At 63.5% G+C, this 25,395-nt stretch carries 25 protein-coding genes and 1 tRNA gene; 12 read left to right on the top strand and 14 right to left on the bottom strand.

Features of this window, described 5'->3' with window-relative positions; translation table 11 throughout:
* Positions 1-408 precede the first annotated feature (408 nt).
* Both LB552_RS27645 and LB552_RS27640 read left to right on the top strand, forming a co-directional pair.
* On the top strand, positions 409-738 hold the full coding sequence (locus LB552_RS27645) for a hypothetical protein (RefSeq protein ID WP_224611300.1): 330 nt from the start codon (positions 409-411) through the stop codon (positions 736-738).
* Positions 735-1,382, top strand: a complete 648-nt coding sequence (locus LB552_RS27640; protein ID WP_224611298.1) for a cysteine hydrolase — start codon at positions 735-737, stop codon at positions 1,380-1,382. Before LB552_RS27645 ends, LB552_RS27640 begins: the two co-directional genes overlap by 4 nt.
* 94 nt (positions 1,383-1,476) lie before the next feature.
* Here LB552_RS27640 and LB552_RS27635 read toward each other — a convergent pair whose 3' ends face one another.
* Positions 1,477-1,830 carry a winged helix-turn-helix transcriptional regulator gene (locus LB552_RS27635; RefSeq protein WP_224611296.1) on the bottom strand — a complete coding sequence of 118 codons (354 nt, stop codon included), beginning with the start codon at positions 1,828-1,830 and terminating at the stop codon, positions 1,477-1,479.
* Positions 1,831-1,942: 112 nt separating this feature from the next.
* On the opposite strand from LB552_RS27635, the gene LB552_RS27630 reads away from it, so the two are divergent.
* On the top strand, positions 1,943-2,713 hold the full coding sequence (locus LB552_RS27630; protein ID WP_224611294.1) for a type 1 glutamine amidotransferase domain-containing protein: 771 nt from the start codon (positions 1,943-1,945) through the stop codon (positions 2,711-2,713).
* Positions 2,714-2,818: 105 nt separating this feature from the next.
* Here LB552_RS27630 and LB552_RS27625 read toward each other — a convergent pair whose 3' ends face one another.
* Both LB552_RS27625 and LB552_RS27620 read right to left on the bottom strand, forming a co-directional pair.
* Positions 2,819-4,159: an FAD/NAD(P)-binding protein gene (locus tag LB552_RS27625; protein ID WP_224611292.1), complete on the bottom strand. Its 1,341-nt coding sequence runs from the start codon at positions 4,157-4,159 to the stop codon at positions 2,819-2,821.
* Between the two features lie 466 nt (positions 4,160-4,625).
* Complete coding sequence (locus LB552_RS27620; protein WP_224611290.1) at positions 4,626-4,811, bottom strand: hypothetical protein; 186 nt, start codon at positions 4,809-4,811, stop codon at positions 4,626-4,628.
* Between the two features lie 310 nt (positions 4,812-5,121).
* Between LB552_RS27620 and LB552_RS27615 the strand changes: the two genes are divergently transcribed.
* The 4 genes from LB552_RS27615 (at position 5,122) to LB552_RS27600 (ending at position 8,596) form a co-directional block, all read left to right on the top strand.
* Positions 5,122-5,484 (top strand): septal ring lytic transglycosylase RlpA family protein, encoded by a 363-nt coding sequence (locus LB552_RS27615; RefSeq protein WP_095767965.1) that lies wholly within the window; start codon positions 5,122-5,124, stop codon positions 5,482-5,484.
* Positions 5,485-5,774: 290 nt separating this feature from the next.
* On the top strand, positions 5,775-7,052 hold the full coding sequence (locus LB552_RS27610; RefSeq protein ID WP_224611288.1) for a polyhydroxyalkanoate depolymerase: 1,278 nt from the start codon (positions 5,775-5,777) through the stop codon (positions 7,050-7,052).
* Between the two features lie 187 nt (positions 7,053-7,239).
* Positions 7,240-7,857 (top strand): transglutaminase-like cysteine peptidase, encoded by a 618-nt coding sequence (locus tag LB552_RS27605; protein WP_224611286.1) that lies wholly within the window; start codon positions 7,240-7,242, stop codon positions 7,855-7,857.
* 484 nt (positions 7,858-8,341) lie between these two features.
* Positions 8,342-8,596: a hypothetical protein gene (locus LB552_RS27600; protein WP_224611284.1), complete on the top strand. Its 255-nt coding sequence runs from the start codon at positions 8,342-8,344 to the stop codon at positions 8,594-8,596.
* A 74-nt stretch (positions 8,597-8,670) separates the two neighbouring features.
* On the opposite strand, the gene LB552_RS27595 is transcribed toward LB552_RS27600, so the two are convergent.
* From LB552_RS27595 to LB552_RS27580, 4 genes are read right to left on the bottom strand one after another with little or no spacing between them, the layout of a single operon-like run.
* Positions 8,671-9,036: a helix-turn-helix domain-containing protein gene (locus LB552_RS27595; RefSeq protein ID WP_224611282.1), complete on the bottom strand. Its 366-nt coding sequence runs from the start codon at positions 9,034-9,036 to the stop codon at positions 8,671-8,673.
* A 24-nt stretch (positions 9,037-9,060) separates the two neighbouring features.
* Positions 9,061-9,585, bottom strand: a complete 525-nt coding sequence (locus LB552_RS27590) for a Smr/MutS family protein (RefSeq protein ID WP_140847517.1) — start codon at positions 9,583-9,585, stop codon at positions 9,061-9,063.
* Positions 9,582-10,685 (bottom strand): murein transglycosylase A, encoded by a 1,104-nt coding sequence (locus LB552_RS27585; protein WP_224611279.1) that lies wholly within the window; start codon positions 10,683-10,685, stop codon positions 9,582-9,584. Before LB552_RS27585 ends, LB552_RS27590 begins: the two co-directional genes overlap by 4 nt.
* Positions 10,686-10,707: 22 nt before the next feature.
* Positions 10,708-11,415 (bottom strand): Tim44/TimA family putative adaptor protein, encoded by a 708-nt coding sequence (locus LB552_RS27580; RefSeq protein ID WP_140847523.1) that lies wholly within the window; start codon positions 11,413-11,415, stop codon positions 10,708-10,710.
* A gap of 201 nt (positions 11,416-11,616) precedes the next feature.
* Between LB552_RS27580 and LB552_RS27575 the strand changes: the two genes are divergently transcribed.
* Both LB552_RS27575 and secB read left to right on the top strand, forming a co-directional pair.
* Positions 11,617-12,111 (top strand): FxsA family protein, encoded by a 495-nt coding sequence (locus LB552_RS27575; RefSeq protein ID WP_140847526.1) that lies wholly within the window; start codon positions 11,617-11,619, stop codon positions 12,109-12,111.
* Positions 12,112-12,463: 352 nt separating this feature from the next.
* Positions 12,464-12,967: a protein-export chaperone SecB gene (secB, locus tag LB552_RS27570; RefSeq protein ID WP_095767956.1), complete on the top strand. Its 504-nt coding sequence runs from the start codon at positions 12,464-12,466 to the stop codon at positions 12,965-12,967.
* Between the two features lie 201 nt (positions 12,968-13,168).
* Here secB and yidC read toward each other — a convergent pair whose 3' ends face one another.
* Genes yidC through rpmH form a run of 3 tightly spaced genes read right to left on the bottom strand, consistent with a single transcriptional unit; the run spans position 13,169 to position 15,516 of the window.
* Positions 13,169-14,998, bottom strand: a complete 1,830-nt coding sequence (yidC, locus tag LB552_RS27565) for a membrane protein insertase YidC (RefSeq protein ID WP_224611277.1) — start codon at positions 14,996-14,998, stop codon at positions 13,169-13,171.
* Positions 14,999-15,011: 13 nt separating this feature from the next.
* Positions 15,012-15,365 (bottom strand): ribonuclease P protein component, encoded by a 354-nt coding sequence (gene rnpA / locus LB552_RS27560; RefSeq protein ID WP_095767954.1) that lies wholly within the window; start codon positions 15,363-15,365, stop codon positions 15,012-15,014.
* A 16-nt stretch (positions 15,366-15,381) separates the two neighbouring features.
* Positions 15,382-15,516, bottom strand: coding sequence for a 50S ribosomal protein L34 (gene rpmH / locus LB552_RS27555; protein ID WP_008833937.1), 135 nt, complete (start codon positions 15,514-15,516; stop codon positions 15,382-15,384).
* A gap of 254 nt (positions 15,517-15,770) precedes the next feature.
* Between rpmH and LB552_RS27550 the strand changes: the two genes are divergently transcribed.
* Entirely contained in the window at positions 15,771-17,264 is a 1,494-nt protein-coding gene (locus LB552_RS27550) for a sensor histidine kinase (protein WP_224611275.1), read from the top strand.
* 188 nt (positions 17,265-17,452) lie between these two features.
* A tRNA-Arg gene (locus tag LB552_RS27545) sits at positions 17,453-17,529 on the top strand.
* A gap of 302 nt (positions 17,530-17,831) precedes the next feature.
* Here the strand turns inward: LB552_RS27545 and LB552_RS27535 are convergent.
* Complete coding sequence (locus LB552_RS27535; RefSeq protein WP_224611273.1) at positions 17,832-18,686, bottom strand: arylamine N-acetyltransferase family protein; 855 nt, start codon at positions 18,684-18,686, stop codon at positions 17,832-17,834.
* A gap of 652 nt (positions 18,687-19,338) precedes the next feature.
* On the opposite strand from LB552_RS27535, the gene LB552_RS27530 reads away from it, so the two are divergent.
* Positions 19,339-19,866 (top strand): dihydrofolate reductase family protein, encoded by a 528-nt coding sequence (locus LB552_RS27530; RefSeq protein WP_224611272.1) that lies wholly within the window; start codon positions 19,339-19,341, stop codon positions 19,864-19,866.
* 120 nt (positions 19,867-19,986) lie between these two features.
* Here LB552_RS27530 and LB552_RS27525 read toward each other — a convergent pair whose 3' ends face one another.
* Genes LB552_RS27525 through LB552_RS27515 form a run of 3 tightly spaced genes read right to left on the bottom strand, consistent with a single transcriptional unit; the run spans position 19,987 to position 25,123 of the window.
* Positions 19,987-20,637, bottom strand: a complete 651-nt coding sequence (locus LB552_RS27525) for a 4'-phosphopantetheinyl transferase (RefSeq protein WP_224611271.1) — start codon at positions 20,635-20,637, stop codon at positions 19,987-19,989.
* Positions 20,634-21,113 carry a GNAT family N-acetyltransferase gene (locus tag LB552_RS27520; RefSeq protein WP_224611270.1) on the bottom strand — a complete coding sequence of 160 codons (480 nt, stop codon included), beginning with the start codon at positions 21,111-21,113 and terminating at the stop codon, positions 20,634-20,636. Before LB552_RS27520 ends, LB552_RS27525 begins: the two co-directional genes overlap by 4 nt.
* Positions 21,110-25,123 (bottom strand): Pls/PosA family non-ribosomal peptide synthetase, encoded by a 4,014-nt coding sequence (locus LB552_RS27515; RefSeq protein WP_224611269.1) that lies wholly within the window; start codon positions 25,121-25,123, stop codon positions 21,110-21,112. The genes LB552_RS27520 and LB552_RS27515 overlap by 4 nt, the downstream gene beginning before the upstream one ends.
* Positions 25,124-25,395 lie beyond the last annotated feature (272 nt).

The raw sequence follows: 25,395 nt of genomic DNA, 5'->3' as shown, positions 1-25,395 counted from the left end.
GGGCCGCACCGCCACCATCAAACTCAACCCCAAGGCCAAATCGCCCACCAAGCACAACAGACTTCGCGGCCAAAACCCCTCTGCGAGCCTGTTCTCGCTAACTGCGCAACAGGCCCGCAAGGGGGGAGATTGGATGTCGCTATCGCTTTCGCCAATCGCCAACGTTGCAGGAGAAGAGCCGACGACGAAGCTGCCAATCTCCCCCCTTGCGGGGGAGATGGCCGGCAGGCCAGAGGGGGGTGCTGTCCCTCCGTACTTCAGCAAGTTAGACACCGCACCGTCCCGCCGTCGGCACAGAGGCCAGTCAGGAGACCCTTTCAACGCACCATGTCGTTCGTTGCCGATGCCTTTTCCATCATGCTAGCCGAACGAAGCGCGGGACGAACAGCGCGTGCCAAGGAGCGGCCGATGAAGATTCTTGCCTATGACAATTTCAAGCCCGGCGTCACGCTCGACGATCTCAGGCCTTATCTGCGCGACGAGGTCTCGAATGTATGGCGGCTGTGGAAGCAAGGCATCGTGCGCGAGAACTATGCGCGCGCCGATGTCGGCGGCGTCATCATCGTCTTCGAGCTCGACAGCGTCGAGCAGGCCATGCGCTATACCGATGATTTCCCGCTCTCCAAGGCCGGGCTGCTGGAATGGCATTTCATCGCTTTCGACGCGCCGCTGCCGCTGGAATTCCTGTTCGACTCGACCGTCGACATCGCCAAACCCTGGGATCGGACGGCGGCATGATCTGCTCTGGCGAAGGCATCGAGATTCCGCAGCGCCTGGCCGAATGGTGCGATCCGCGCCGCATGGCGCTGGTCGTCTACGACATGCAGGTCGGCATCTGCCGCCAGGTCAAAGGCGCGGCGGCGATCGTCGAACGCACCGGAACGGCATTGGAAGCGGCGCGCTCGCACGGCATGCGAGTGGCATTCACGCGCCATTTGTCGCTGCCGCAAAAATGGATGGGCGCCACGCAGCTGCGCACCGCGATGGCCTGGCAGCGGTGCGACAGCCCCGACGCTGTCCAGCCATGGTTCCCGCGCGACGCCGAAGCGACGCGGATTGTGCCGGAACTCGCCCCGCGCGCGGACGAGGCGGTGTTCGACAAGCTGACCCTGTCGGCCTTCGATTCCACCTCGCTCGGCTTTGCACTGCGTGACTGCGGCGTCCGTGCGGTGGCGCTCGCCGGCATCGCCATGGAGATCGGCATCGAGCCGACCGCGCGCCAGGCGACCGACAACGGTTTCGTCGCCGTGGTGATCGAGGACGCCTGCGGCTTCGGCAATAGCGAAGCGCGCGACCGCTCGATGGCGACGCTGCGCTTTCTTGGCGAAGCCATCGTCACCGATGTCGCGGGCTTTTGCGGCGCGCTTGCCGATGCCGCTTGATCTCAGGCCAGAGGCTTTGTTCTTATGCAATTGCGGACGGAAGGCTACGGCGAAGTCGCCGAGCCCAACCGCTACGCATTTTCCTGGAATTGCTCTAGGCCGCGGCTTCGATATCGGTGCGGAAACGCACGCCCTCGGCGCGGCCGTGCCGGATGCCCCAGTCGTAGAGTGCCTGCAGCGCCGCGGCGAGGTCGCGGCCGCGCTCGGTCAGCGCGTAGCGCGCCTTGCCATCCGGCGAGGTTTCGAGCGTGACGAAGCCGATCTCGACAAGGTCGGCCAGGCGCTGCGTCAGCATCTTGTCGGAAAGCGAAGGGATCAGCCGGCGCAGTTCGGAATAGCGCAGCGGTCCTTGCTTGATCCGCGCGATTATCACCGTCTTCCATTTGCCGCCGAGCGCGTCGAGCGCGAACTCGACCGGGCAGCCATAGAGTCTACCGCGTCGTGTCATGCGCCGATCCTAGGCAAGGGCCACGCGCGGCAAAAGCGGAATTTACCCCGCCATATGGCCAGATTGCCGTGCCTGGCTTTGTCGGCGACGACTTCATAAAAGGGAGAGCAAAATGAGTGTTCGGGATCCCAATCCGGTCAATGCACGAAAGCCGAAGCGGGTGGCGATCGTGATCGCCAATCCGGCCGTCTCCACCACAACGGGATGGCCGGTCGGCTTCTGGTGGAGCGAGCTCACCCATCCCTGGTTCGCTTTCACCGAGCGCGGCTACGAGGTCGAGATCTTTTCGCCCGACGGCGGCAGGTGCGAAGCCGATGCGCTGAGCGACCCGCGCGATCCGTCGGGCTATTCGGAGACCGATCTCATCTCGCTCGGTTTCATTTCGAACCCGAAGCTCCAGGCGCTGGTCGACGACACACGACCGGTGGCTGAGATCGATGTCGCTGGCTTCGACGCCATCGTCGTCGCCGGCGGCCAGTCGCCGATGTTCACCTATGAAGGCGCGACCGGTCTCCAGCAGACCTTCGTCGCCTTCCACGAAGCCGGCAAGGTGGCCGCCGCGCTCTGCCACGGCACGGCCATCCTGCGCTATGCCAGGCGCGCCGACGGATCGCTGCTTGCGGCGGGCAAGACGGTAACCGGCTTTGCCAATGTCGAGGAGGATTTTGCCGACAACGCCACCTGGGCGATGGGGGCACTCGAACGCGGCAAGCATTTGATGCCGTGGCGGGTCGAGGACGAGCTCAAGGCGATCGGCGCCAATTATATCCAGGCAGGGCTGTGGCGCGGCTTTGCCGTACGCGACGGCAACCTCATCACCGGGCAGCAGAATTTTTCCGGCGCCGAAACCGCCCGCGTCGTCTGTGAGGCGCTTGGCGGCTAGAGCATGATCCCGAAAAGTGGGAACCGGTTTTCGGAGAAGATCATGCTCCAACAAAGAGTCAGATCAGGATGGCGATTCAACGAAACGCCATCCTGATCTAGAGCCTTATCCGAGCAGCTGCTTGCCCAGCTTCGCGCATTGCACGCGGATGTCGGGAATGGCGTCGATCTCGAAGAAGGTGCCGCGCGTCAGCGGTCCGACGGCGAGCAGCTTCGACGACACCGTGCCGTCGGCCGCGATCAGCTCGCATTTCGCCGTGACATCGAGGCCGAGGCGCAGCGGATCGGGACGCGCCAGGCCGCGCTCGACCAGCGAACGCACGACACCGTTCGACGTCCGCGATATGTCGCGGGCGATGCCCATGCAATCGTAGAGCCGGGCGACGTCCAGGGTCTCGACGTCCTGCGTGCCGCGCGGCTGGATCTTCACGACGAAGCCGCCGTTCGGTTCTATGGCCACCACCCTGCCGGCGACGAGACGGATGCGGCCTGAGGCGACCGCCTCGGTGACGCGCGCATAGACTTCCGGCGCCATGCGGTGGCGGTGGATGTCCCACCAGGCCTTGGTGTGCTCGACGAAGCGGCGCTTGGCCGAGGACGGCCAATTCTGCCAGATCGTCTGGTTGAAGGGTCTGAGACCGTCGACGACGTCGCGCCAGTCGCCGCCGGCTTTCTGGGTCTCGCGGATCAGGTTGCGGAACCAGCCGACGAAATAGGAAAGCTGGGTGCCGAGCGGAATATCGGCGATATCGAGCTTGATCGGATTGCCCTTGCGGTGCGGCGACGGCAGCAGGCCGCGCCGCGACACCGCGACGATAGCGCCGCGATGGCCGCGCTGCTCCAGCGACAGGAAAGCGTCGACCATGCTCAGGCCGGTGCCGAGCAGCAGCACCCGGGCTTCGGCATCGAGCGCGGTGTCGGCCTCCGTCCCCATCCGGACGGCGTGACCCTGGAAGGCGCCGGGCTGCTCGTCATGACCGGTGGCCAGGACGGCAAGGTGCGCCACGACGCTGGTGCCGTTGGCGAGCGCGACTTCGACACCCGACGAGGTCGGCGCGATCGACAGGCTCTCCTCGCGGATCAGCCTGAGACGCCCGGTCTCGCGCTCGCGCTCCTCGAGGCCCTCGAGCACACCCTGCAGATAACGGGCATAGAGGCTGCGCGGCGCGTAGAACGGTCCCTGGTCCGGCCTCGCGAGGCCGCGTTCCAGCACCCAGCGCGCGAAATGCGTCGGGTCGTCGGCGTAAGCGCTCATGCCGGAGGCGTTGACGTTGAGCACATGCGCCGAAAGCAGCGTCGAATAGGCCATGCCCTGGCCGAAATGCGACCGCTTCTCGATCAGCGTGACGCGCAGGTCCGGATTGGGCGACTTCAACAGGTGCGCGGCCAGCACGACGCCGCTTGCGCCGCCGCCGACAATGATGATGGAGTTGCCGCGTCCAACCATGGTTGCGCGCCGAAACGTGACCTGAGCGATCAGCGCTGGGCGAGCGCCGCGGACGGCCTCAGCCGCAAGCCACGAACGATCGCCGGAACGGTTTTTTGAAGGTTGCGCATCGTTCTCTCACTCCCAATGTTGATAAGATTACTATACTAACCGTGCCAAGCACGAAATCGCGGTCCCAATGCCACGCCCTTTGAAGCATGGATTTGCCGAGAAGGGATGACAGGCGGATTTTTCGTTCGATCGGCACCCGGCGCCTTACACTCCTTCGTCATTCCAGGGAGCGCCGCGAAGCAGAGCGTAGACCTCAGAATGACCAGAAGAGATGCTCAGCCAATGCGCAAGGATGCTGCTTTCCGCGAAAGCGACCGCCTGCCACCGCGGGACGAGAGCTTCTACTGGGCCTGGCAGGTGGCAATGATAGGGTCGCAGACTTTTTCGCCAGCCGTCTGCGCCCCGACCGGCAAGGTCATATGCGCGAGCGGGTCGCCCAGCGCAGGCCGACCACGCCGACCAGCATGGTGACGAGGCCGACATAGAGCCATTGCGTCTGCCCGGTCATGAAACTGCCCTTGACGAGACCGAGGCCTTGCAGCGACCACAGCGCACCCAGCCCCAGCACAATCAGCGCCAGCACATACCTGATCAATCGCATCGGCTGGACCCTCTCCGGAAGTCGATCCTGAACGGCAATGGGTACGCAACAAAAGACGTCGAGGAACCGAAGCAGTTCCGTCCCTCAGTACTTCAAATCTTGTGGGCCGATCTTGCCCCGAATGTCCCGTATGCAGGCCCGATATTCAGTGAGAATACGCCTTAACGGGGCTGTGAATATCATGACAAACTGTTTCGCGGCGACTCCAAACGTGTGCTGTCGCCATGGAACTGCCAGATCAATGCCGCATTTCCCGCCTCATTCGGCACATATCGGCGGGGCATATCTGTAACGGAGCCATCCCCAAAGCATGAAGAAAACTAACCAGACTGCGCTTGTCGCGGTAACGATCGCGGCTGGCCTGATGGCCGGCGCCTCATCCGCCTCCTCCGCCGCCGCGCAGTGCGGCCGCGCTTCCTGGTATGCGCTGCATTCCAGAACCGCCTCAGGGGAACGCATGAACCCCTCGGCACTGACTGCAGCCCATCGCTCCTTGCCCTTCGGCACCAAGCTTCGGGTCACCAACAAGAACAACGGCCGCAGCGTCGTCGTGCGCATCAACGATCGCGGTCCGTTCGTGAAGGGACGCATGCTCGATCTCTCCCGCGGCGCCGCCGGCCAGCTGGGCTTCATCGGTTCGGGCCATACCGCCGTCTGTATGGCGCGCGTCTGAGCCGCCTTTTTTTGATGCATGTCGTCATCCAAAGCGCTGCCCACTTCAGGGCGATGCATTGGTCGTGTCCGGCATGAGGGGCCGGACACATATCCTTCACATTTCGGCAGCGCACATTGAGCCGGCTCGCCCGCTTAGGTCCGGTTTTCAACAGGTTGAACGAAAGATGCATTCGTCAGACAAAATGACGTATTGCATCGCAACAATATCTTGCTAACCTCGCCAGGAGACATTCAAGGCTCGGCGCAGTTCGTCGTCCTTTTGGTCGTCGGACGGCAGCGGGGTTCGCGATGTTCTACCAGCTCTACGAAATGAACCATGCGGCGCTGCAGCCGGCCCGCTTCTATGCCGACGCGGTGCGGCTCTTCTACTCCAACCCGCTCAATCCGGTTTCCCACACCCCCTTCGGCCGCTCGGTCGCGGCGACCGCGGAGCTCTTCGAGCGAACCACCCGTCGCTACGGCAAGCCGCAGTTCGGCCTGGACAAGGCCGTGGTCGACTGGAAAAGCGTCGACGTCACCGAAAAGACGGTCTGGTCGAAGCCCTTCTGCGACCTGATCCGCTTCGAGCGCGCGCTGCCCGCCGGCCGCAAGCCCGATCCGAAGCTTTTGATCGTGGCGCCGATGTCGGGCCATTACGCGACGCTGCTGCGCGGCACGGTCGAGGCGATGCTGCCTCATGCCGACGTGCACATCACCGACTGGGTCGATGCCCGCATGGTGCCGGCGGCGCTAGGAAGCTTCGATCTCGACGACTATGTCGACTACATCATCGAGATGTTCCACGCGCTCGGCCCCGACACGCATGTGATGGCCGTATGCCAGCCATCCGTGCCGGTGCTGGCGGCGGTGGCGCTGATGGAAAAGCGCGGCGATCCCTTCGTGCCCTCCACCATGACGCTGATGGGCGGACCGGTCGACACGCGCCGCAACCCGACCGCGGTCAATCTTCTGGCCAAGGAAAAGGGCATCGACTGGTTCCGCGATAATGTCATCATGCCGGCGCCGTGGCCGGTGCCAGGCTTCGGGCGCCCGGTCTATCCCGGCTTCCTGCAGCTCTCGGGCTTCATGAGCATGAACCTCGACCGCCACATCATCGCGCACAAGGACTTCTTCATGCACCTTGTGAAGCATGACGGCGACAGCGCCGAAAAGCACCGCGACTTCTACGACGAATATCTGGCGGTGATGGACTTGACGGCGGAATTCTACCTGCAGACGGTCGACACCGTGTTCGTGCGCCACGCTCTGCCGAAGGGCGAGATGACGCATCGCGGCGAGCCGGTCGATCCGAAGGCGATCCGCAACGTTGCGCTGCTGACCATCGAGGGCGAGAACGACGACATTTCCGGCCTCGGCCAGACCCAGGCCGCACATGATTTGTGCGTCAACATCCCGGCCGAAAGGCATGCGCACTACATGCAGCCGGCCGTCGGCCATTACGGCGTCTTCAACGGCTCGCGCTTCCGCGCAGAGATCGTGCCGCGCATCGTCGATTTCATTTCCAGCTATGGCCGCCAGCACCGCGTGACCGCGAAGCCAAAACTGGTTCGTTCCGCCAAAAGCTGAACTCCGGAGCACATCATCAGCCTAGCCGCCACCTGGCGGCCAGCGGTGTTGCACCCGCGCTTCTGTTGCGAAAGTGCCGCTACGGGATCGCGCAGGTAACCATGCCGCCAAACTGACCGTCGTCTCCAATTGACACGGACTGTAAATCGCCCTTAACGTTTCGTTAATAAAGAACAGGGCGGGGGCAATGACTTCCTCAGCGATGACGCGGATTCTGCGCTTGTGCGCAGCCGCAGGACTGGCGATCTCTGCGCATTGGGCGGTGCCGGCCTGGGCGGCGGGCGCAATGGCCACGGGCGGCCTGACGTCGCAACCGATCGGCCACTATGATTTCTGCAAATCGCGTCCGAGCGAATGCAACATCCGCCCGGTCAATCTCGGGCCGGCCATCATGACGGACGGGCTGTGGCGCAGGCTGGTCAGCGTCAGCGCCAAGGTCAACGCCGCCGTCAAGCCGCTGAGCGATCTCGATCACTACGGCAAGGACGAAGTCTGGGCCTATCCGGACGACGGCTATGGCGACTGCGAGGACTATGTGCTGGAAAAGCGCCGCCAGCTCTACCGCCTGGGCATGTCACTGGCCGACCTTTTGATCACCGTCGTGCGCAAGCCGGATGGCGAAGGCCATTCGGTGCTGACGGTGCGCACCGACAAGGGCGACTATGTGCTCGACAACCTGACCGACAAGGTCAAAGCCTGGGACGCGACCGGCTACCGCTTCCTCAAGCGGCAGGCGATCGACAACACCGGGCGCTGGGTCTCGATCCGCGACGGCCAGCCTGTGCTTGTGGGCTCGGTGCAGTAGGCCTCGAACACCCTGCTTTCTTCGCGAGGCGCTCTACCCCTCCGCTGTGGGTGCACCGAGCGGCGCATGCCAGGCTGGTTTCGACGGCCGGCGAAAAGGCTCTGTGGCTGGCGGTGGGTTGAGCGGGGCGCTTCTGGTGCCAACCTTGGAGATTGGCCGAAACCAACGTGACGTCGTCATACTCGGGCTTGACCCGAGTATCCATGCCGTGACTCTTGCTGCAGAGTGCAACGGTGCAGAATTCTGTAACCGTTGGAACGCCTTGGCGTAACGGCATGGATTCCAGGGTCTGCGCGCGTCGCTCCGCTCCTTGCTCCGCCCTGGAATGACGACCGAGCAGTCGTACCCGCACATCGCAACGGGCGATGACAACAAAAGCCCGGCCGATAGCCTTGCCGAATATTTTCACGCAACTCCATGAACCTTTTGCGTCCGGCCGGCGACACATAGCCGTGGACGACAAACCCAACCATGGAGAATTTCAATGACTGCTTTCCTGCGAAACACCTTGCTTGCCGCCATCGCGGTGTCGGCCTTGACCGGATCGGCCCTGGCGGACGAGACCACCAAAAGCTGTGCCAAGACCAATCTCAACGATCTGTGGAGCGGCCGTTGCTGCAGCGTCAGCTCCGCGAACTGCCTTGGCGGCGGACATGGCCGCGATCATCAGGGCCATCAAGGCAAGGAGGGCCGGGGCAGCACCAATGGCGGCAGCGCCAACGGCACCGGCAAGCTCTGATCTCAAGACTTCAGACAGAGTCGAATCAAGCGCCAGCGGACATGGCGATCCGCTGGCGCCAGACGCCTGAATTATTAACGCCGATCAAGAGCCGCACGGATCGATGCGCTGAGGCGGCGCAGCTCCGCCTCATCCAACTTCTCGATACTCTCGGCCAAAAGGTTGGCCAGCTCGGTTGCCGCCGGGGACAGGCCGGATGTGTCGATCCTGACCCTCGGATGCGAGCTCTCGGCGAGGCGGGCAAGATCCTCGGCGTCGTCCCAGATGATGTTGAAATAGCCGATGATCTTCTGGATCAGTGTCCAGGTCGGCGCGCCGCGGCGGCCGTGCTCGAGCGCCGAAAGATAGGCGGCGCTGACGCCGATGGCCTCGGCCATCGCCTTCTGGCTGACGCCGCGCTCGGCGCGCAGCGTCCTGAGCTTCTCGCCGAACGGGGTCATGTCGGCTGGCTCATTGGCGAATCCTCATGACCGTATCCGCCGCAGCCGCACATAGAGCGCGCCCGAGCCGCCATGATTGCGGGCGGCATGGTCGTGGCTGGAGACGAGGTGCCGGAAGGCGGGCGTCGACAGCCAGGCCGGCACGGCGCGGCGCAGTATGCCGTCGCCGCCCGAGGACGACCCCTTGCCGGTGATGATCAGCACGTAGCGGATGCCGCCGGCATGCGCGCGGTTGAGGAAGGTGAGCAGCAGCGAATAGGCCTCGTCCTGCGTCATGCCGTGCAGGTCGACGCGGCCTTCGATCGGCAGCCGGCCTTTTTTCAGCTTGTGCAGCGTCTGGTCGTCGAGCGAATGCGCCACATGCGGCGCCTTCGGCTTGGCGGCCACGGCCGCTACGCCATTGGCGGCAGGCCGGGGCGTCTCAGGCTTGGGCTCGACGATGTCGGGGATCTCGACGGCCGTTTTGCCCTTCAGCGGCCGGGCAGAGCGCGCCACCAGGTTCCACAGGATGCGGTCGTCGTCGCTGAGATGATCGTCGCGGCGGCTCACCGGGTCGCTCCATGCAGAAGCGCACGCGGCACCAGCGCATAGAAATCGGCCGCGTTGCGGACCACGCCGGCGATCTCGCCGGCAGCGTCGCCCGAGCCGGCGAAGAGGTCGCCGCGCGCCGGACCGGTGATGGCCGAGCCGGTGTCCTGCGCGATCATCAGCCGCCGGAACGGTTTTTCGTCAAAGGCGGTGAGCGTCGGCGCGTCGATATAGAAGGGCGTGCCGAATGTGTGCAGCAGGCGGTCGACCGCGACCGAGCGACCCGGCGTCAGCGGCACCTTGGCGGCGGCGATGGGCCCAAGCGCCGCGTCGTCGACCGCGGCTTCGCGGAAGAAAATGTAGGAGCGGTTCCGCCACAGGATCTCGTCGACCCGGTCGGGATGTGCCTTGAACCAGGCTCGGATCGATTGCATCGTTACCTTTTCCAGCGGGATCTCGCCGAGATCGCTCAAGACCTTGCCGGGGCCGGTGAAGCGCTGGCCCGATTTCGCGGCGTAAGTGACGCGGCAGAGCTTGCCGTCGGTCATCTTCAGACGCGCCGCGCCCTGCACGTGGATGAAGAAGGCGTCGACCTTCTCGGCGAGCCAGGCGATCTCGAGGTTCCGGCCGGAGAGCGCGCCGCGCTCGATTTCGCCACGATCGAAATATTCGACCGGAACACCATCGGTCCGGCGGGCGAAGGCCAGATAGGCATCCATGCCGGTCGGCCGGTTGCCGTCGTCGATTTCGATCAGGTCGGCGGGGCGCGACAGCAGCGGCACGGTGAACCGCCCGGTCCTGACCGGCGAGGCTTCGACCTCGGGCTCGTAGAAGCCGGTGACGAGACCCGAGCCGTTTTCGGGCCGCACCAGCATCGGCACGAAATGCCGTTCGAAAAAGGATCGCGCCTCGGACCTGCTCGGCGCCGAAACGGCACGCGCCTCGGCATACGCATCGGCAAAAGCATTGAAATCGACGCCGAGCGATCCGGTGCGGTAGGATTTTATCGGCGCGTGGAAGGCCGAGCGGCGAAACGCGGCGAAGGCCGCAGCATGGTCATCTTCGCCCCAGCCCGGAAGATCGCTGAAGGATTTTATGCCGAGTGCGGAAGAGAGCGGCACGACTGGGCCCCGCCGCTTGATCTCAATCTTCTTCTTCGGTGGCGACGAGCTTCCAATTCGGGTCGCGCGAGCGGGTGTCGCGGGCGAAGGTCCAGACATCCTTGACCTCGGCCACCGTTTCAGGGTCGCCGTCGATGACGGCGCCGGCCTTGTCGCGGGTTGCCGAGATCAGCTCGGAGACGACGCGCAGCGTGATATGCGCTTCCGAGCCCTTCATTTCGGCGGCGACGATGTCGGCCTTGTCGATGCCGACGAAGGAGGACTGGATCTTCTCCGATTTGGCCTCGCGGTCGCCGATCGCGGCGACGAAACCGTCATAGACTTCGCGCGACAAAAGGTTCTTCAGCGTCTTACGGTCGCCGTCGGCATAGGCCATGACGATCATCTCATAGGCCATCTTGGCGCCGTCGACGAAGGTCTTGGGATCGAAGGACGGGTCATTGTCCTTGATCGCGCGCAGGCCCCTGTTGAGGTCGGTATCCGGCTTGGCGAAGGCGTCGATATCGGCATAGATCTCGGGCGCGGTTTCGCCCGGCGCGCGCTTGCGCGGCAGCGACACCACATTTTCAGGCTTTTGCGCCGCGTCGGCCTCGCGCGTGCGGCTCGCCGAATAAGGATCGAAGGGCGGGCGCTCGTTTCCGGTGCGACGTCCAAGCACGTTGCGCAGCTGGAAAAAGATCACAACCGCCGCAATCAGAAAGAAAATCGTGCCGAAGTCGAAGAAACCCATATTTTCCGCCAACTCGATCCCTGTCCGTGCCGGACCGGCGTAACCCCTGGGGACCGCGGTCGCATAGCGTTCAACACCCAAAGCATATAGAACGGCAGGCGCAATCATTCAAATCAAAGGCAGCCATACCTATCTAAAGGCGCCAAGGCCAGCGGCGATTGTCCGTCAGCGCCGCAAAAGAAGAAAGCGATCGGTCAAGACTTGCGCATCTCGTTCATCCCGCTGTTCCTGCTCCTGCTGCCGCTTCTGGAGATCGCCGGCTTCGTCGTCGTCGGCCGCGAGATCGGGGCTTTGGCTACGGTCGGGCTGGTCATCCTTTCCAGCGTCGCGGGCAGCCTGCTGCTGAGGCTTCAGGGTTTTGGCGTCATGGCGCGGGTGCGGGCGGAGATGGATGCCGGGCGCGATCCCAGCCGCCAGCTCGCGCATGGGGCGATGATCGTGCTGGCGGCGATCCTTTTGATCATTCCGGGCTTCATCACCGATTTCTTCGCCATTCTTCTCTTGTTGCCGCCGGTGCGCGACTTCGCCTGGCGCCTGCTGAAGAACCGCATCGTCATGGCGACCAGCTTCAGCCGCGGCTTTTCGGCGCGCCGCCGCAACAATGTCATCGACCTCGACGACAGCGACTATTCGCGCGACGATTATCCGGACCGGCCGGACCACAATTCGCCCTGGCGGCGGCTGAAGAACGATTAAGCGGCCAAAACGTCTACCGGTTCGCCCTCGGGCGGAGCGGGAAGCGAGCGTACCGCGCAGCCCACAGGATCCTGTGACTTCCGAGCGTTGCCGCGGTGCAAAATTCTGCTCCGCCGCATTGCACGGCTCAGGTCACGGAATGGATTCCAGGGTCTCCGCGACGCCGCTTCGCGGCTGCTCCGCCCTGGAATGACGAGGTTGGGAGGCTCCTGCCAATCCCCGCCGTTCGCGCTGTCCTGTTCCTTCTGCCGATGAGGGCGGCAAAACTTGTTTTGTCCGGCCGAGCATGGTAGCGAACCCGCGATTTCAATCCGGTCAGCAATGCTGCCCAGGCAAAAGGACTTAAAGGCTCATGGCCAGCAACGATGACGCCGCGACCGGCGCCGCCAACGGCAACGGCACCCAAAACCAGCCCTCGCTCAATGTGCTTGCGCAATATGTGAAGGACCTATCCTTCGAAAGCCCCGGCGCCCCGAATTCGCTGCGCGGCCGCGACAAGGCTCCGGGCATCGCAATCAATGTCAATGTCAACGCCAACCCGCTCTCGGACAAGCAGTTCGACGTCAATTTGACGCTGAACGCCAAGGCCTCCTTCGACCAGGAAGTGCTGTTCAACGTCGAGCTGGTCTATGGCGGCGTCTTCGCCATCAGCGGCTTTCCGCAGGAGCACATGCTGCCGCTGCTGTTCATCGAATGCCCGCGGCTTCTGTTCCCCTTCGCCCGCCAGATCGTCGCCGACGCCACCCGCAATGGCGGCTTCCCGCCGCTGATGCTCGATCCGATCGATTTCGCGCAGATGTTCCAGCAGCGCATCGCCGAGGACCAGGCTGCGGCTGGCAAGGTCCAGGTGAGCTGAGGTTAACCGGCGCTACACCCTATCGAAAGCCCGGCTTCGCGCCGGGCTTTTTTTTCGCTGTTTGCTCCGCCCTGGAATGACGGCCGGGAACATGGCCCCGGCCAATCTCGAAGGTTGACGGCTGATCGCTGGGCCTGATCAACAAAAAACCCCGGACAAAACGATGCCAGGGTTTTTTCGTCTTAGCAGTTCAGGAGCCGTCTATTCCGCCGGCGATGGTTTCTTGCGGAAAATCGATGCCAGATTGTCCCACAATTCGATCTTGGCGCCCTGGCGCTTCATGATCACGCCCTGCTGCAGAATCGACAGCGTGTTGTTCCAGGCCCAGTAGATCACGAGGCCGGCCGGGAAGCTGCCCATCATGAAGGTGAAGATCACCGGCATCCAGGTGAAGATCGCCGCCTGCGTCGGGTCCGGCGGTGCCGGGTTCATGCGCATCTGCAGGAACATGGTGATGCCCATGACCACCGCCCAGGCGCCCATATGCGGCAGGAAGGCCGGCGCCGCGAACGGCAACAGGCCGAACAGGTTGAAGATCGAGGTCGGATCCGGCGCCGCGAGGTCGTGGATCCAGCCGAAGAACGGCGCGTGCCGCATCTCGATGGTGATGTAGAGCACCTTGTAGAGCGAGAAGAAGACCGGGATCTGCAGCGCCACCGGCCAGCAGCCGGCCAGCGGATTGATCTTCTCGGTCTTGTAGAGCTCCATCATCGCCTGCTGCTGCTTCATCTTGTCGTCCGCGTATTTCTCGCGGATCTCGACCATCTTCGGCTGCACCTTCTTCATGTTCGCCATCGAGGCATAGGACTTGTTGGCGAGCGGGAAGAAGATGGCCTTGACGACGACGGTGGTGGCGAGGATCGCCAGCCCGAAATTGCCGAAGAATTTGTAGAGCGTGTCGATGAGCCAGAACATCGGCTTGGTGATGAAATAGAACCAGCCCCAGTCGATCAAAAGGTCGAACTGGCGGATCTGCCGGTCCTTGGCATAGGCGTTGATGGTCGAGACTTCCTTGGCGCCGGCGAAGATTTCGGATTCGACCGTCGTCGACTGGCCGGGCGCGATGCTGATTGCGTCGGACAGGTAGTCGGACTGGTAGCTGTGGCTGTGCGGCCCGTCCTTGAACTCGAAATAGGAAAATTTCGGCTGGAAGGGCTGCTTCTCCGTTGGGATGAGCGTCACGGCCCAGTATTTGTCGGTGATGCCGAGCCAGCCATTGGTCGACTTGCTGGGCGTGTATTCCTTGTCCTTCTCGATCTTGGCGTATTTGTATTCCTGCAGCCCCTCGCTGCCGGTCACGCCGATCAGGCCCTCATGCAGCACATAGGTGCTGGCGACGGCCGGCTTGTCGAAACGGGTGACGCGCCCGTAATTGTACAGCGAGACGGCGGCCGTTCCGGAATTCTGCACCGTGTCGGAAACGGTGAACATGTATTCGTTATCGATCGAGATGGTGCGCTTGAACGTCAGGCCCTTGTCGTTGGTGAAGGTCAGCGTCACCGGCGTCGAGGGCGTCAGCGTCGGATTGCCGTCGACGCTCCACACCGTATCCGCGCCGGGCACAGTGCCGGTGGTGTCGTTGCCGACGAAGCCGATCTCGGCGAAATAGCCATTGGGCAGCGACGACGGGTTGAGCAGCTCGATCTCGGGCGAGTTCTTGTCGACCGTCTCGGTGTAGTGCTTGAGCCTCAGGTCGTCGAGGCGCGTGCCGGTCAGGTTGATCGAGCCCTCGAGGCTGGGCGTGTCGATCTTGACGCGCTTGGTGGCGGCAATCGCCTGGTCGCGGCTGGCCGCGGTCACGCTGTCGCTGCCGGGCGCGCTGGGGATGGCGCCGGCGGTCGGGGCCGGCGTTCCGGCCGCGCCTGGATTGGTGCCCTGCGCTTCCTTCTTCTGCGCCTCGACGCGCTGTTGCTCGACGCGTGCCTGCTCGCGCTGCTGTTCCATGCGCGGGTTCATGTAGAACACCTGCCAGAGCGTCAGGATCAGCACCGACAGCGCGATGGTGATGAAGAAATTGCGGTTGTTTTCCATCGAAGCCCTTGGCCTATCGTGTTCCGCGCAGCCGGCGGGAGAGCTCGGCCTTCAACTGGCCGAACGGAATGGCAAGCACGTCTTCACGCCCGACGATGACATAGTCATTGCCGGGCGCCATGTCATCGGCGGCATGAACGCGCACGGCTTCCCTCAGCCGCCGCCGGACGCGGTTGCGCACCACGGCGTTGCCGACCTTCTTGGTGACTGTGTAGCCGACGCGCGGCGCAAGGTCATCGCCGCGGTCGAGAACTTCAACGAGAAAAAGCCGCCCGCGGCGTTTCTCGCCGCCGCGCACAGCCAAGAAATCCGCGCGTTTCAGAAGCCGCCCGGGAGTTTTCCCCTGTGGCTTGCCGGGTGCGGGCAACGATCTCGTCTTTCGTTCAGGCGCTGAGCCGCTTGCGGCCGCGGTTGCGACGGGCGGCAACGACGCCACGGCCACCCTTGGTGGCCATGCGGGCACGGAAACCATGCCGGCGCTTACGGACGAGCTTGGACGGTTGGTAGGTACGCTTCATTTGTTTTAATACCGCGGGGTGCGGCCCTTCTTGATTCTGTCACTGTGCAACAGGAGCTTTGCCGGGCCGGCCTAGGCGCGATCGAAACCGCGCCGGGACGAATGGCCCGAGCGTGAGCGGGCTTATAGAAAGAAGGTCTTTGGAAGTCAATCCGCCCCGCCGCGAGGCATTTTTCGCGGAGCCGACGATGAAATTGGCAAAAAAGCCGCAAATCGCATAGTCTTGGCCGATCAAGCCTTTGTGAATGCGCGTCAATGACGAGTGAAACTCTGCCCACGAACGAAAAGGCACAGCCGGCGGCGGCGAATTCGTCGCGCCGGGTGCCGTTGTCGCGCGGTCTGTCGACCAAGCTGCTTTTACTCACCATCGCCTTCGTGCTGCTGGCTGAAATCCTGATCTTCCTGCCCTGGATCGCCAGCTACCGGGTCAACTGGCTGAAGGAGCGCCTGAGCACAGCCGCCGCGGTGTCGATCGTGCTGTTGCAGGGCGAGCCCAACTCGCTGTCGCACAACGCCCAGAACGATGTGCTGATGGCGATCGGCGCCAAGGCGATCGCCGTGCGTGACGGCGGTGTCTCGCGGCTTCTGGTGGTCGCCGACATGCCGCCACAGGTCGACGCGCACATCGATATCGCCAATGTCGGCCTGATCAACGGCATGACCGGCGCGCTCGACACGCTGTTCTTCGGCGGCAAGCGCATGCTGCGCGTCTTCGGCCCGGTCGGCGACAGCGACAAGGAATTCGAGCTGATCATGCCGGACTACCGTTTGCGCGACGCTATGCTGAGATACTCGCGCAACGTCGCCGTCGTCTCGCTGCTCATCTCGCTGTTCACCGCCATGCTGGTCTATGCGGCGATCGACCTGATCATGATCGGGCCGATCCGCACCATGACGCGTTCGATCCTGGCCTTCTCCGAGGCGCCCGACGATCCCGGCCGCGTCATCCGCCCCGCCGACCGCGCCGACGAGATCGGGGTCGCCGAACGCGAGCTGTCGCAGATGCAGGACCGGCTGCAGAAGATGCTGTCGGAGCAGAAGCATCTCGCGGATCTCGGCCTGGCCGTCTCCAAGATAAACCACGACATGCGCAACATCCTGGCGTCCGCGCAGCTGATGTCGGATCGCCTGCGCCAGGTGAAGGACCCGACGGTGCAGGCCTTCGCGCCGAAGCTTCTGCGCGCCCTCGACCGCGCCGTCTCCTATTCCGAAGGTGTGCTTCACTATGGCCGCACGCAGGAGCCGGCGCCGTCGCGCCGCCGCGTGCGGCTGCGCCAGCTGGTCGACGACGTGCACGGCCTGCTCGACATCGAGGACGGCATCGAGTTCATCAACGCCATCGAGCATGCCTTCGAGGTCGATGCCGATTCCGACCAGCTGTTCCGGGTGCTCACCAATCTCTGCCGCAACTCCGTGCAGGCGATGGCAGCCGACACCGAAAGCGCGGTGGTGCGCCGGCTGGCCGTCGCGGCCGAGCGCCAGGGCAGCGTCAGCCGCATCACCGTCACCGACACCGGTCCCGGCCTGCCGCCCAAGGCGCGCGAGAACCTGTTCGCCGCCTTCCGCGGCTCGGCGCGCACCGGCGGCACCGGGCTTGGCCTGGCGATCGCGCACGAGCTGATCCGCGCTCATGGCGGCACGGTCGAGCTGGTCGAATCGATCGGCGGCCGCACCGTCTTCGCCGTCACCATTCCCGACCAGCCGGTGCGGCTCGACCAGGCGCGCAATGGTTTGCGCCGCCCGGCTTGAGCCCACCACCGCCTGCGGAGCCGCTTGTCGGTAGCGGCGCGCCTCGATCGGCATCGGCAAAACCACCTGCGACAAAACTTTTGCCGGATCGGCTTGCTTTTCGCAAATTCAGTCGTTAGGGAACACTCCACATCGCGGCCGGCCTTCTCGACCGGATCGCGGGGCCTGTGTCATGCACGGCCTGTTGCGCGCCCGTAGCTCAGCTGGATAGAGCACCAGACTACGAATCTGGGGGTCAGGAGTTCGAATCTCTTCGGGCGCGCCACTTCGCAATACGCTATTGGCGCCAAAATCGGCCGGCGCTTCGATTAACCAGTCAGGTTGTCGAGTTAAGTGCACTGGACTGCACCCGTGCGTGAGACACGCTAACTTCTGTGACAGGTTGTCCCTGAGGATGACCGATGACGGAATGGCGATCCGGACGTTTCCGACGGCGTACAATTGAAGGCGATCAAGCGTGCGGAAGGCGGCGAAGGCGTTCTGCCTGTGGCACGCAAGCTCGGGATATCGCGCAAGCTCCTGCATGATTGGATCAAGGCGTGGAAGGCCCTTGGGCCTGAGGGGAGTCTAAGCAAAAAACGGATGCGGAGCGTCTCCCGTCCCTTTCGCCTTCATAACCGCCACGCACTCATCGATCTGCTGATCGGACATGTTCAGCCCGAATTCGCCACGCAGCACGTCCCTGAATTCGATCTCGGTTGCGAGCCAGCGCTTCTCCGCGTGCCCCTCCGCGTCGCGGACCGTGACACGCGCATTGTACATGGTGATCCGACTCCTGTTCGGTCCCGGCTTCGCCACGATGATGTTGCCCTGGTATGGCGCGTCCGGGTGGGTCGCGGTGTACCAGTTGGTGATCTCGTATTCGCCATCATAGCGCGGGTAAGGAATGACCCGGTAAATGTGCTGCCAGCCACGGTTGAGCAGCGCCTGGAGCGTCAGCTCGCCGCCGACATCGATAAAGCGCATGACCTCGTGCGGCGTCTCTTGTTCGATCTGCGGCGCAAGCAAGAGCGCGCAGGTCGGCGCGAGGTTGCCGAAGCCGACATCCGCAAGATAAATTCCCTCCGGCAACTCCACTTTTAACAGCATGTGGATGGCCGGGCGCGGCGCATCGATCGCCAGCCCGCGTACGACACGCCCTTGCAGGCTTGTGATCCTGTAGCCGAGCGACCAAAGTCCGGCCCGGAACAGCATGTTCTGTTCAAAGCAGTATCCGCCGCGCTTGCTGGCGATCATCTTGTGCTGAAGCGAAGGCACATCGAGCTTGGGCGGAAGCCCGAGCATGATATCCAGCGTTTCGTAGGCGATTGAATGCGAGTGCGCGAAAATAAGTCGATTCAAGGTCTCAAGCGTTGGTGTGACGGGCCCGGAATAGCCGATGCGCGCAAGCCAAGCGTTCTGATCGAATTGCGTGTCGGACATCTCGCGCACCTCCGCCGTTTCGCAACGCCGATATTACCAGTCTGGGTCCGACCGCGAAACATGCCAGAAGTCTAGCATGTCGATGAGGGTGGCTCGGTCCGAGTTGAGTTCGAGAACAGCTTGGCACCTTTGAGACATGCCGACGGGCTCTGAGAAAGTCTCTTCCATCGAGCTCGAGCGGAAGCGGCCAGCCGACCGTAAAACGTCGCTATGGCCCATCGCGCCGTTCCCCGGATTGATCGAAATGGCCGCACTTGAAGGGTAAGCGGACCGCGAAATCGGGAAGACAGCTGGCCATGAGGCGTAGTGCAAGATCGCAGTCCGTCGCTGGTTATTCGGCCGGATCGTTTGGGCGGCGGCCGCATCATAGCGCCACGGCGAAGCAATAGTGCCCATCTTCATCGGCCGCGGCGCGCCAACAATTTCAGATATTTAGCTGAATCCCACCGTTTTCAAATGGCCGTTTTGAAACGGCTTTGCATCGTCGGAGCGCGGTTGGGAGAACCGCAACAAAGGATCGGGCGATCATCCGGCCCGAAACGTGTTGCGTTTATGTATGCGGCAGAACCAATTGCAAAATAAAATCAGTCGGCCTAATCTGAACCGATTGCACAATGCAATTAGATTTGTGATGCCGTGTGAGGAACAGACAATGGCCAAGCTCGTGTTCGGAATGAACCAGTCGCTGGACGGCTACGTCGATCACACGGCCTTCGGGCCGAGCCCCGCGCTTTTCCGCCACTTCATCGAGGAGGCCGAGCGTCAGGCGGGCAGCATCTACGGTCGCCGCATGTATGAGATCATGCGCTACTGGGACGACGAGCATCCTGAATGGGATGCCGAGCGACTTGCCTACGCAGCGGCGTGGCGGCGCCAGCCGAAATGGGTCGTCTCACGCTCGATGAAGTCCGTCGGTCCCAACGCAAGGCTTGTCGAGGGCGATCTCGGGGACGCTATCCGAAAGCTGAAGGCCGAGCGCGACGGCGAGATCGAGGTCGCCGGCCCGGATTTGGCGCGAAGCCTCACCCAGCTGGGCCTGATCGACGAGTATCGGATCTACCTGCACCCGGTGGTGCTTGGCCACGGCAAGCCTTATTTCGCCGGACCCCGACCGCCGCTCCGCCTGATGGCTCATGACCGGATCGAGGATGTGATCAGGTTAGCCTACGCTCCCGCCTGATCTCCGTCGTCCGACGCGCCCTCCGCCAGACCGCTTATTCGAGGCTCGCAGTTCGAATCTTCGGACGCTATTCGTCGTTCAAACGCCCACCCTGAAATGTCGGGGCAGGGCCCGGCGCGCCTATGCCGGGTAAGCCAGCGCCAGGATTCTGGGCGAGATGGTGAAGCGCACGGTCAAACGATTGCCGGATGAAGTGACCGCCTCGCTCGAGGTGAGATCGACGGCGATGTCCTCAAAGCCCAGCACCCGGCCGTCGAGCGGAAACGAGGCCTTGTAGACCGCCTCCTTGATCGCAAACAGAATGCGGCTGCCCAGGCGGGAATCAAGATCGCCCAGGCGATCTTGCGGCGTTGCCACCATGCCTCGGAGCTCGTGTGGCAAGGGCAGGGCAGGTTCGATGTCGACGCCTACGCTTCTCACCGCATCGGATCGCGCGGCGACCGCCATGGCAAGTTCATCGTCATGCGCGATTGAACCGACGATCCCTGCAGGCCAGATCGGGTTTCCCAGTTGGCCCCGCAAGACGGCGAGATCCGCACAGCTCAGGCGCCGCAGCAATTCATGCGCGACCCGACGGCCCGCTCCAGTGGCGGCGCGCGCCCTCTGTTCGCGCGTGGCGATGGAAGCGCCTTCCGCCGGCAGGAGGTATTGTTCGTCGCCGGCACGAACAAGACGGCAGCCGGTGACGAGGCCGGGCGGCGTGAGGTAGGCCAGCGCCTCCTCGACGGCGCTTTCGATGTCCGGTTGCGCGTCGTCCGGCCGTGAGCTCACTTGCTGCCCAATTCGAGCACGGCAATCATCTCGCCATCCTCGTCCAGTCCCGCCTCGACGAAACCGAAGCCGGCATAGAGCCGGCGCGCCGCCTCGTTGTCCGGTTCATAACAGACCGAGACGCGGCGTATGTGGCCGAGCTGCGCGATCTCCTCCAGCGCCCGGGCAACCGCGGCACGGCCAAGGCCCTTGCCCTGTTCGCGGCGGTCGATCATGAAACGGTAGATGATCGCCTCGTCATCGTCGTCCGGAGCGCTGTACATCAGGAATCCGACGACGCGCCCGGCCGCAACTACCGCGCGGGCGATGGCCTCATCATCCTCCCCGGCCTCTTCCAGCGAGTCGACATTCGAAGCGACGAAGCCTTGCTGCTCGGGCATCAGCTCGAGCGCCTGGATCGCCGCCCGGTTATCTTCGCCTACGGGCCGCAGGACAACCGGGCGGTCGCCTGTCCGCGCGTCGGCGGAACGCTTCACCGTTTCTGCCCGATCTTGATCGCGCTCGCGTCGATCGGCGTCACCACGCCATAGAGCTTCGCCGGGTTGCCGCGCCACACGGTGTTGGGCTCCAGCACTTCGCCCTTCATGACGAAGCAATCGAGGTCCGCCACGGATCCCTCGCCCATTGCCACGGCGTAGTGGACGAAGGCGGCGGGGGCGAGCGTGCAGCCATTGCCGATGCGGATGTAGTCGGACTTGAACGCGCCTTCCTCCAGCGAATGCGCCTGGATGACGCAGCCCTCGTTGAGCGTCGCGTCGTCGCCGATCTCCACCAGCGACCGCTCGGTGATGATGCTTCCCCCGTCATAGACGCGCCGCCCGACCTTAACGCCCACCAGACGCAGGAGCAGCGGCCTGAAGGGGGTGCCGGTGAACAGGCCCATGATCGGCGAATCGGACAGTTTCCAATGGCGTTCGTGCCGCCAGAAGACCGGGTCGTAGATCGTCGCCATCCTGGGCTTCAGCCGGCGAAAACCGAGGCTGACGCGTTCCAGGAAGACATAGAACGGAATGCCGATCGCCGTGGTCAGCACCACCGCCACGAACAGCGCCGTCTGCTCCCATTCGTTGTAGTAGTTGAGCGCCCTGTCCCAAATGGCGAGCGTCAGGAACAGGATCAGCCACTGCGCGGCCAGGAACAGCAGCGCGGTGACCAGATTGTGGAGGTTCTTCAGCGGCAGCCGGCGGCGGCGCTCCTCGTCGGAGATCAATCCGAGCAGCTCCTTGTCGCGATTGACCATGCGCGGGATTTCAAAGGGCGGCGACCCAAGCAGCCCGACATTCTCGCGCACGGGACCATCGACCGGTACATGCACCTTGGTTCCGAGCAGGCAATTGTCGCCGGTGCGGGAATCCGGCGAATAGATGATGTTGTTGCCGAAGAAGTTGCGCTCGCCGATCCGCGTGTGCTCGAGGCGGAAGGAATTGGCGGACTTCTGCATGTTGACCATGAACAGGCCGTCGGACACCATGGTTTCCGAGCCGATCTCGCTGAGCTGCGGGTTTTCATGCCGCTGGTTGGTGCCGAAATTCGACCCGGTCTGGTTCACCTTGTTCAGCCGCCAGCCGATGGCGCGCAAATAGTAGACGATGGCTGAGCTGTCGCCGAACAGCACGTTCAGCAGTCGCACGTTGCTTACCAGCTCCAGCATCGATTGCAGCCAGTAGTGGAAGCCGTAGAGCGAATAGTTTCGGCCGGGCTTCAGCATGAGGTTGAACAGCCGCGGCACGATGGCCGCCAGCAGCACGCCGCCGATGACGAAGCCCGCCACCGTCACCGTGGTGCCGATCGCCACGATGCCGATGGTCTCCTGATAGTCGTCGCCGACATTCTCCCAGTAGGTGTGGAACAGAAGCGGGAACGGCGTGACGATGGCGAAGAGGATGAAAAGCTGGATCGCTTCGTAGATGATCCGGCGCGCGTGCGACAGCGGCACGTTGGGAACCGTGCAATAGTTCGCCTCGGTCGGGATTGCCGGCGATCCGTGCCAACGCTCGCCGGCAGGAATCGCCTGTCCGCGATGCAGCGACGAAGCGTGGCCCAGCTGGGCGCCGTCGCCGATGCGGGTGTCGATGTCCAATGTTGAGCCGACGCCGACGAAAGCGTTGTGGCCGATGTCGAGCGGGCCGGTGTGGATGTAGCCCGCCTGGGCCCGGAAGCCCAGGATCATGGTATCCTTGCGCAGGATCGAGTTGTCGCCGATGCTGATCAGGTCGGTGCAGACCGGAACGGAGCGGCACTCGATGACGGTGCGGTTGCCGAGCCGAGCGCCGAGCAGGCGCAAATAGAGGCTGTATAGCGGGCTGCCGCGGAACAGCACCACCGGCGCGCTGCGGACCAGCGTCTTGACGACCCAGAAGCGATAATAACGCCAGCCCCAGATCGGGAACGTCTCGGCCTTCCAGCGGCCGACCAGCAGCCATTTGGCGATGATGGCAAAGCCGCTGAGCCCGAAGAAGACGCTGGCGGACAACAGAACGCAGCGCAGATAGAGCTGCACCGGGTCGTCCAACGCGTCATAGACCCAGTTGAGCCCGTCATTGATCGCCCAGAGCGAGCCATAGCTGTAGAGCGCGTAGAACATGAGCTGCCCAAAGCCCGTGCTCCAATAGGCAAAGCTGGAAGCCCGATGCGTCAGCATCGGCTCGCTCGCCGCAACCGCGGCCATCTGCGGCGCGCGCAGGTGCTCGGCGAGCTTCGCGACCGTGGGATGCAGGTATACGTCGCGCATCGAGGTCGTCGACCAGGCCTTGCGGGAGCGGATGCGCGCGCAGAACCTCGCCATCAACAACGAGTTCGCGCCGAGGTCGTCGAAGAAGTGGTCTTCGATGGAGATGTCCTCGAATTTCAGCACATCCTGCAGCGTGTCGACCAGAAACCTCTCGTCCTCGTTGCGCGGGTCGATCATCGCATGGCCGGCCGCGACGCGCGCGCTGGTCGGCTTTGGCAGCTTTCTCAGGTCGACCTTGTTGGAGACGGTCATCGGGATCGCGGGCAGCTGCTCCAGATAGGCCGGAACCATGTAGTCGGGCAGCCGCTGCTTGAGTTCCCGCACGAGCATGGTGCGATCCACACTGTCGCCTCCGCTCCTGGGGGCGTAATAGGCGACCAGTTCCGTGCGCTCGGGCTCGATCTCCCACGTCGTGACCGCCGCCTGCGCGATGCCCGGCTGTTCCAGCAGCACGGCCTCGATCTCGCCCAGCTCGATGCGGTAGCCGCGGATTTTCACCTGCGTGTCGATGCGGCCGTGATATTCGATCTCGCCCTTGTCGTTGATGCGGCCGAGATCGCCCGTCCGGTAGATGCGGCCGCTGGGATTGTTCGGCAGACCGATGAAATCCTTGATGAATCGCTGCTCGGTGAGTTCCGGCCGGTTGAGATAGCCTACCGCCACGCCCATCCCGCCGATGCAGACCTCGCCCAGCTGATCCCCGGTCAGCACCTTCGGCTTTTCGGGGTCGAGAATGGCTATCGAATAGGTGGGCAGCGGCCTGCCGATGGTCACCGCTTCGTCCGGCGTCAGCAAGCCCATGGTGGCAGTGACCGTCGCCTCGGTCGGGCCATAGGTGTTCAGGATCTGGCGGCCGGGCTTCGCCCAGCGCACCACGAGCTTTTGCGAGCAGGCTTCGCCGCCGACCAGGATCGTGCGCAGGCTGGGCGCGTCGCTCTCGATCGACGACAAAAGCGTCGGACTGCAGGCCATGCAGGTAATGTGATGCTCGCGCAGGAAGCTGGCCAGCTCCTCGCCCACGAGGGGCTGCTGGCCGGGCGCCGGCACGACCGTGGCACCGGCGGCAAAGGGCACCCAGATCTCCTCCGAGGAGAAGTCGAAGGCGATGGTCATGCCTTGGTACACGCGGTCGCCCGGCTGGTAACCGTAGGATGCTGCGGCGACGCGGATGAAGTTGCAGAAGCTCTGATGCGTGATGACCACGCCTTTCGGCTTGCCCGTGGTGCCGGACGTGTAGAGAATGTAGCAGGTCTGGTCCTGGCTACCCTCCGGCAGGGGCGCCGTTTCTGGCTTGAGAGCGATTTCGGATTCCGCCGAGTCGATCGAGATATGCGGAACCGGCAGGCGCGCCACGCGCGCGGCATAACCGGAGACGCTGATCACCATCGTGACATTGGCGTCCTCGATGATCATCACCATGCGATCTTCGGGGAAGGCTGTGGCTAGAGGGACGAAGGCCGCCCCGGCCTTCATCACGGCAAGGATGGCGATATAGGTTTCGGCCGAGCGGTCCAGCAAAAGGCCCACCCTGTCGCCTGGCCTCACGCCGCGCTCGATCAGCAGATGCGCGAACTGGTTGGCGCGGCTGTTCAGCTCGCGGTATGACCAGGGCCGGCCGCCGGAAATCACCGCCGGTGCTGCGTCGAAGCGGCTCGCCAGATCGCCGAAGAAGCGGTCAAGCCTCTCGTGCGGCTCGCCCTTATGTATGAAATCAGGGCCGATCAGGATCTGATCGCGCGGTGGCGATTCCGTCACTGGTTTGGCTTTGGGCGCGTTTTTCTTGGCGGGCTTGGTTGCTTCATTCAGAGACATTGGAGGACCCGCGAGCTCGTATGGCTCGCACTATGCCGTGATTGGCGAAAAGACAATTGACTGACGATGACGGGCCAGTTGATTTGCCTTTGCGGCGGATTTGAGATGGCGTTCCGATCGGCAATTCATGCCACGCGACGTTCACGATGATGTGACGGAGCGCCGATCTCCCCCGCGAAGGCGTATCGTTTTGCGTGCGCTCTGCGGGATCATCT

Origin of the sequence: Mesorhizobium sp. CA7 (assembly GCF_020165015.1) — a bacterium.
Lineage (GTDB): Bacteria > Pseudomonadota > Alphaproteobacteria > Rhizobiales > Rhizobiaceae > Mesorhizobium.
The sequence above is the reverse complement of the archived record's forward strand: the minus strand, read 5'-3'. Positions and strand labels throughout refer to the sequence as shown.

Excerpts from the sequence above, each read along its gene's own strand:
- LB552_RS27615 (WP_095767965.1), top strand. The coding sequence starts at position 5,122 with ATGAAGAAAACTAACCAGACTGCGCTTGTCGCGGTAACGATCGCGGCT.
- LB552_RS27605 (WP_224611286.1), top strand. The coding sequence starts at position 7,240 with ATGACTTCCTCAGCGATGACGCGGATTCTGCGCTTGTGCGCAGCCGCA.
- yidC (WP_224611277.1), bottom strand. The coding sequence starts at position 14,998 with ATGGAAAACAACCGCAATTTCTTCATCACCATCGCGCTGTCGGTGCTG.
- LB552_RS27625 (WP_224611292.1), bottom strand. The coding sequence starts at position 4,159 with ATGGTTGGACGCGGCAACTCCATCATCATTGTCGGCGGCGGCGCAAGC.
- LB552_RS27610 (WP_224611288.1), top strand. The coding sequence starts at position 5,775 with ATGTTCTACCAGCTCTACGAAATGAACCATGCGGCGCTGCAGCCGGCC.
- LB552_RS27550 (WP_224611275.1), top strand. The coding sequence starts at position 15,771 with ATGACGAGTGAAACTCTGCCCACGAACGAAAAGGCACAGCCGGCGGCG.
- secB (WP_095767956.1), top strand. The coding sequence starts at position 12,464 with ATGGCCAGCAACGATGACGCCGCGACCGGCGCCGCCAACGGCAACGGC.
- LB552_RS27620 (WP_224611290.1), bottom strand. The coding sequence starts at position 4,811 with ATGCGATTGATCAGGTATGTGCTGGCGCTGATTGTGCTGGGGCTGGGT.
- LB552_RS27535 (WP_224611273.1), bottom strand. The coding sequence starts at position 18,686 with ATGTCCGACACGCAATTCGATCAGAACGCTTGGCTTGCGCGCATCGGC.
- LB552_RS27530 (WP_224611272.1), top strand. The coding sequence starts at position 19,339 with ATGGCCAAGCTCGTGTTCGGAATGAACCAGTCGCTGGACGGCTACGTC.
- LB552_RS27580 (WP_140847523.1), bottom strand. The coding sequence starts at position 11,415 with ATGGGTTTCTTCGACTTCGGCACGATTTTCTTTCTGATTGCGGCGGTT.
- rpmH (WP_008833937.1), bottom strand. The coding sequence starts at position 15,516 with ATGAAGCGTACCTACCAACCGTCCAAGCTCGTCCGTAAGCGCCGGCAT.
- LB552_RS27645 (WP_224611300.1), top strand. The coding sequence starts at position 409 with ATGAAGATTCTTGCCTATGACAATTTCAAGCCCGGCGTCACGCTCGAC.
- LB552_RS27640 (WP_224611298.1), top strand. The coding sequence starts at position 735 with ATGATCTGCTCTGGCGAAGGCATCGAGATTCCGCAGCGCCTGGCCGAA.
- LB552_RS27635 (WP_224611296.1), bottom strand. The coding sequence starts at position 1,830 with ATGACACGACGCGGTAGACTCTATGGCTGCCCGGTCGAGTTCGCGCTC.
- LB552_RS27595 (WP_224611282.1), bottom strand. The coding sequence starts at position 9,036 with ATGACCCCGTTCGGCGAGAAGCTCAGGACGCTGCGCGCCGAGCGCGGC.
- LB552_RS27600 (WP_224611284.1), top strand. The coding sequence starts at position 8,342 with ATGACTGCTTTCCTGCGAAACACCTTGCTTGCCGCCATCGCGGTGTCG.
- LB552_RS27630 (WP_224611294.1), top strand. The coding sequence starts at position 1,943 with ATGAGTGTTCGGGATCCCAATCCGGTCAATGCACGAAAGCCGAAGCGG.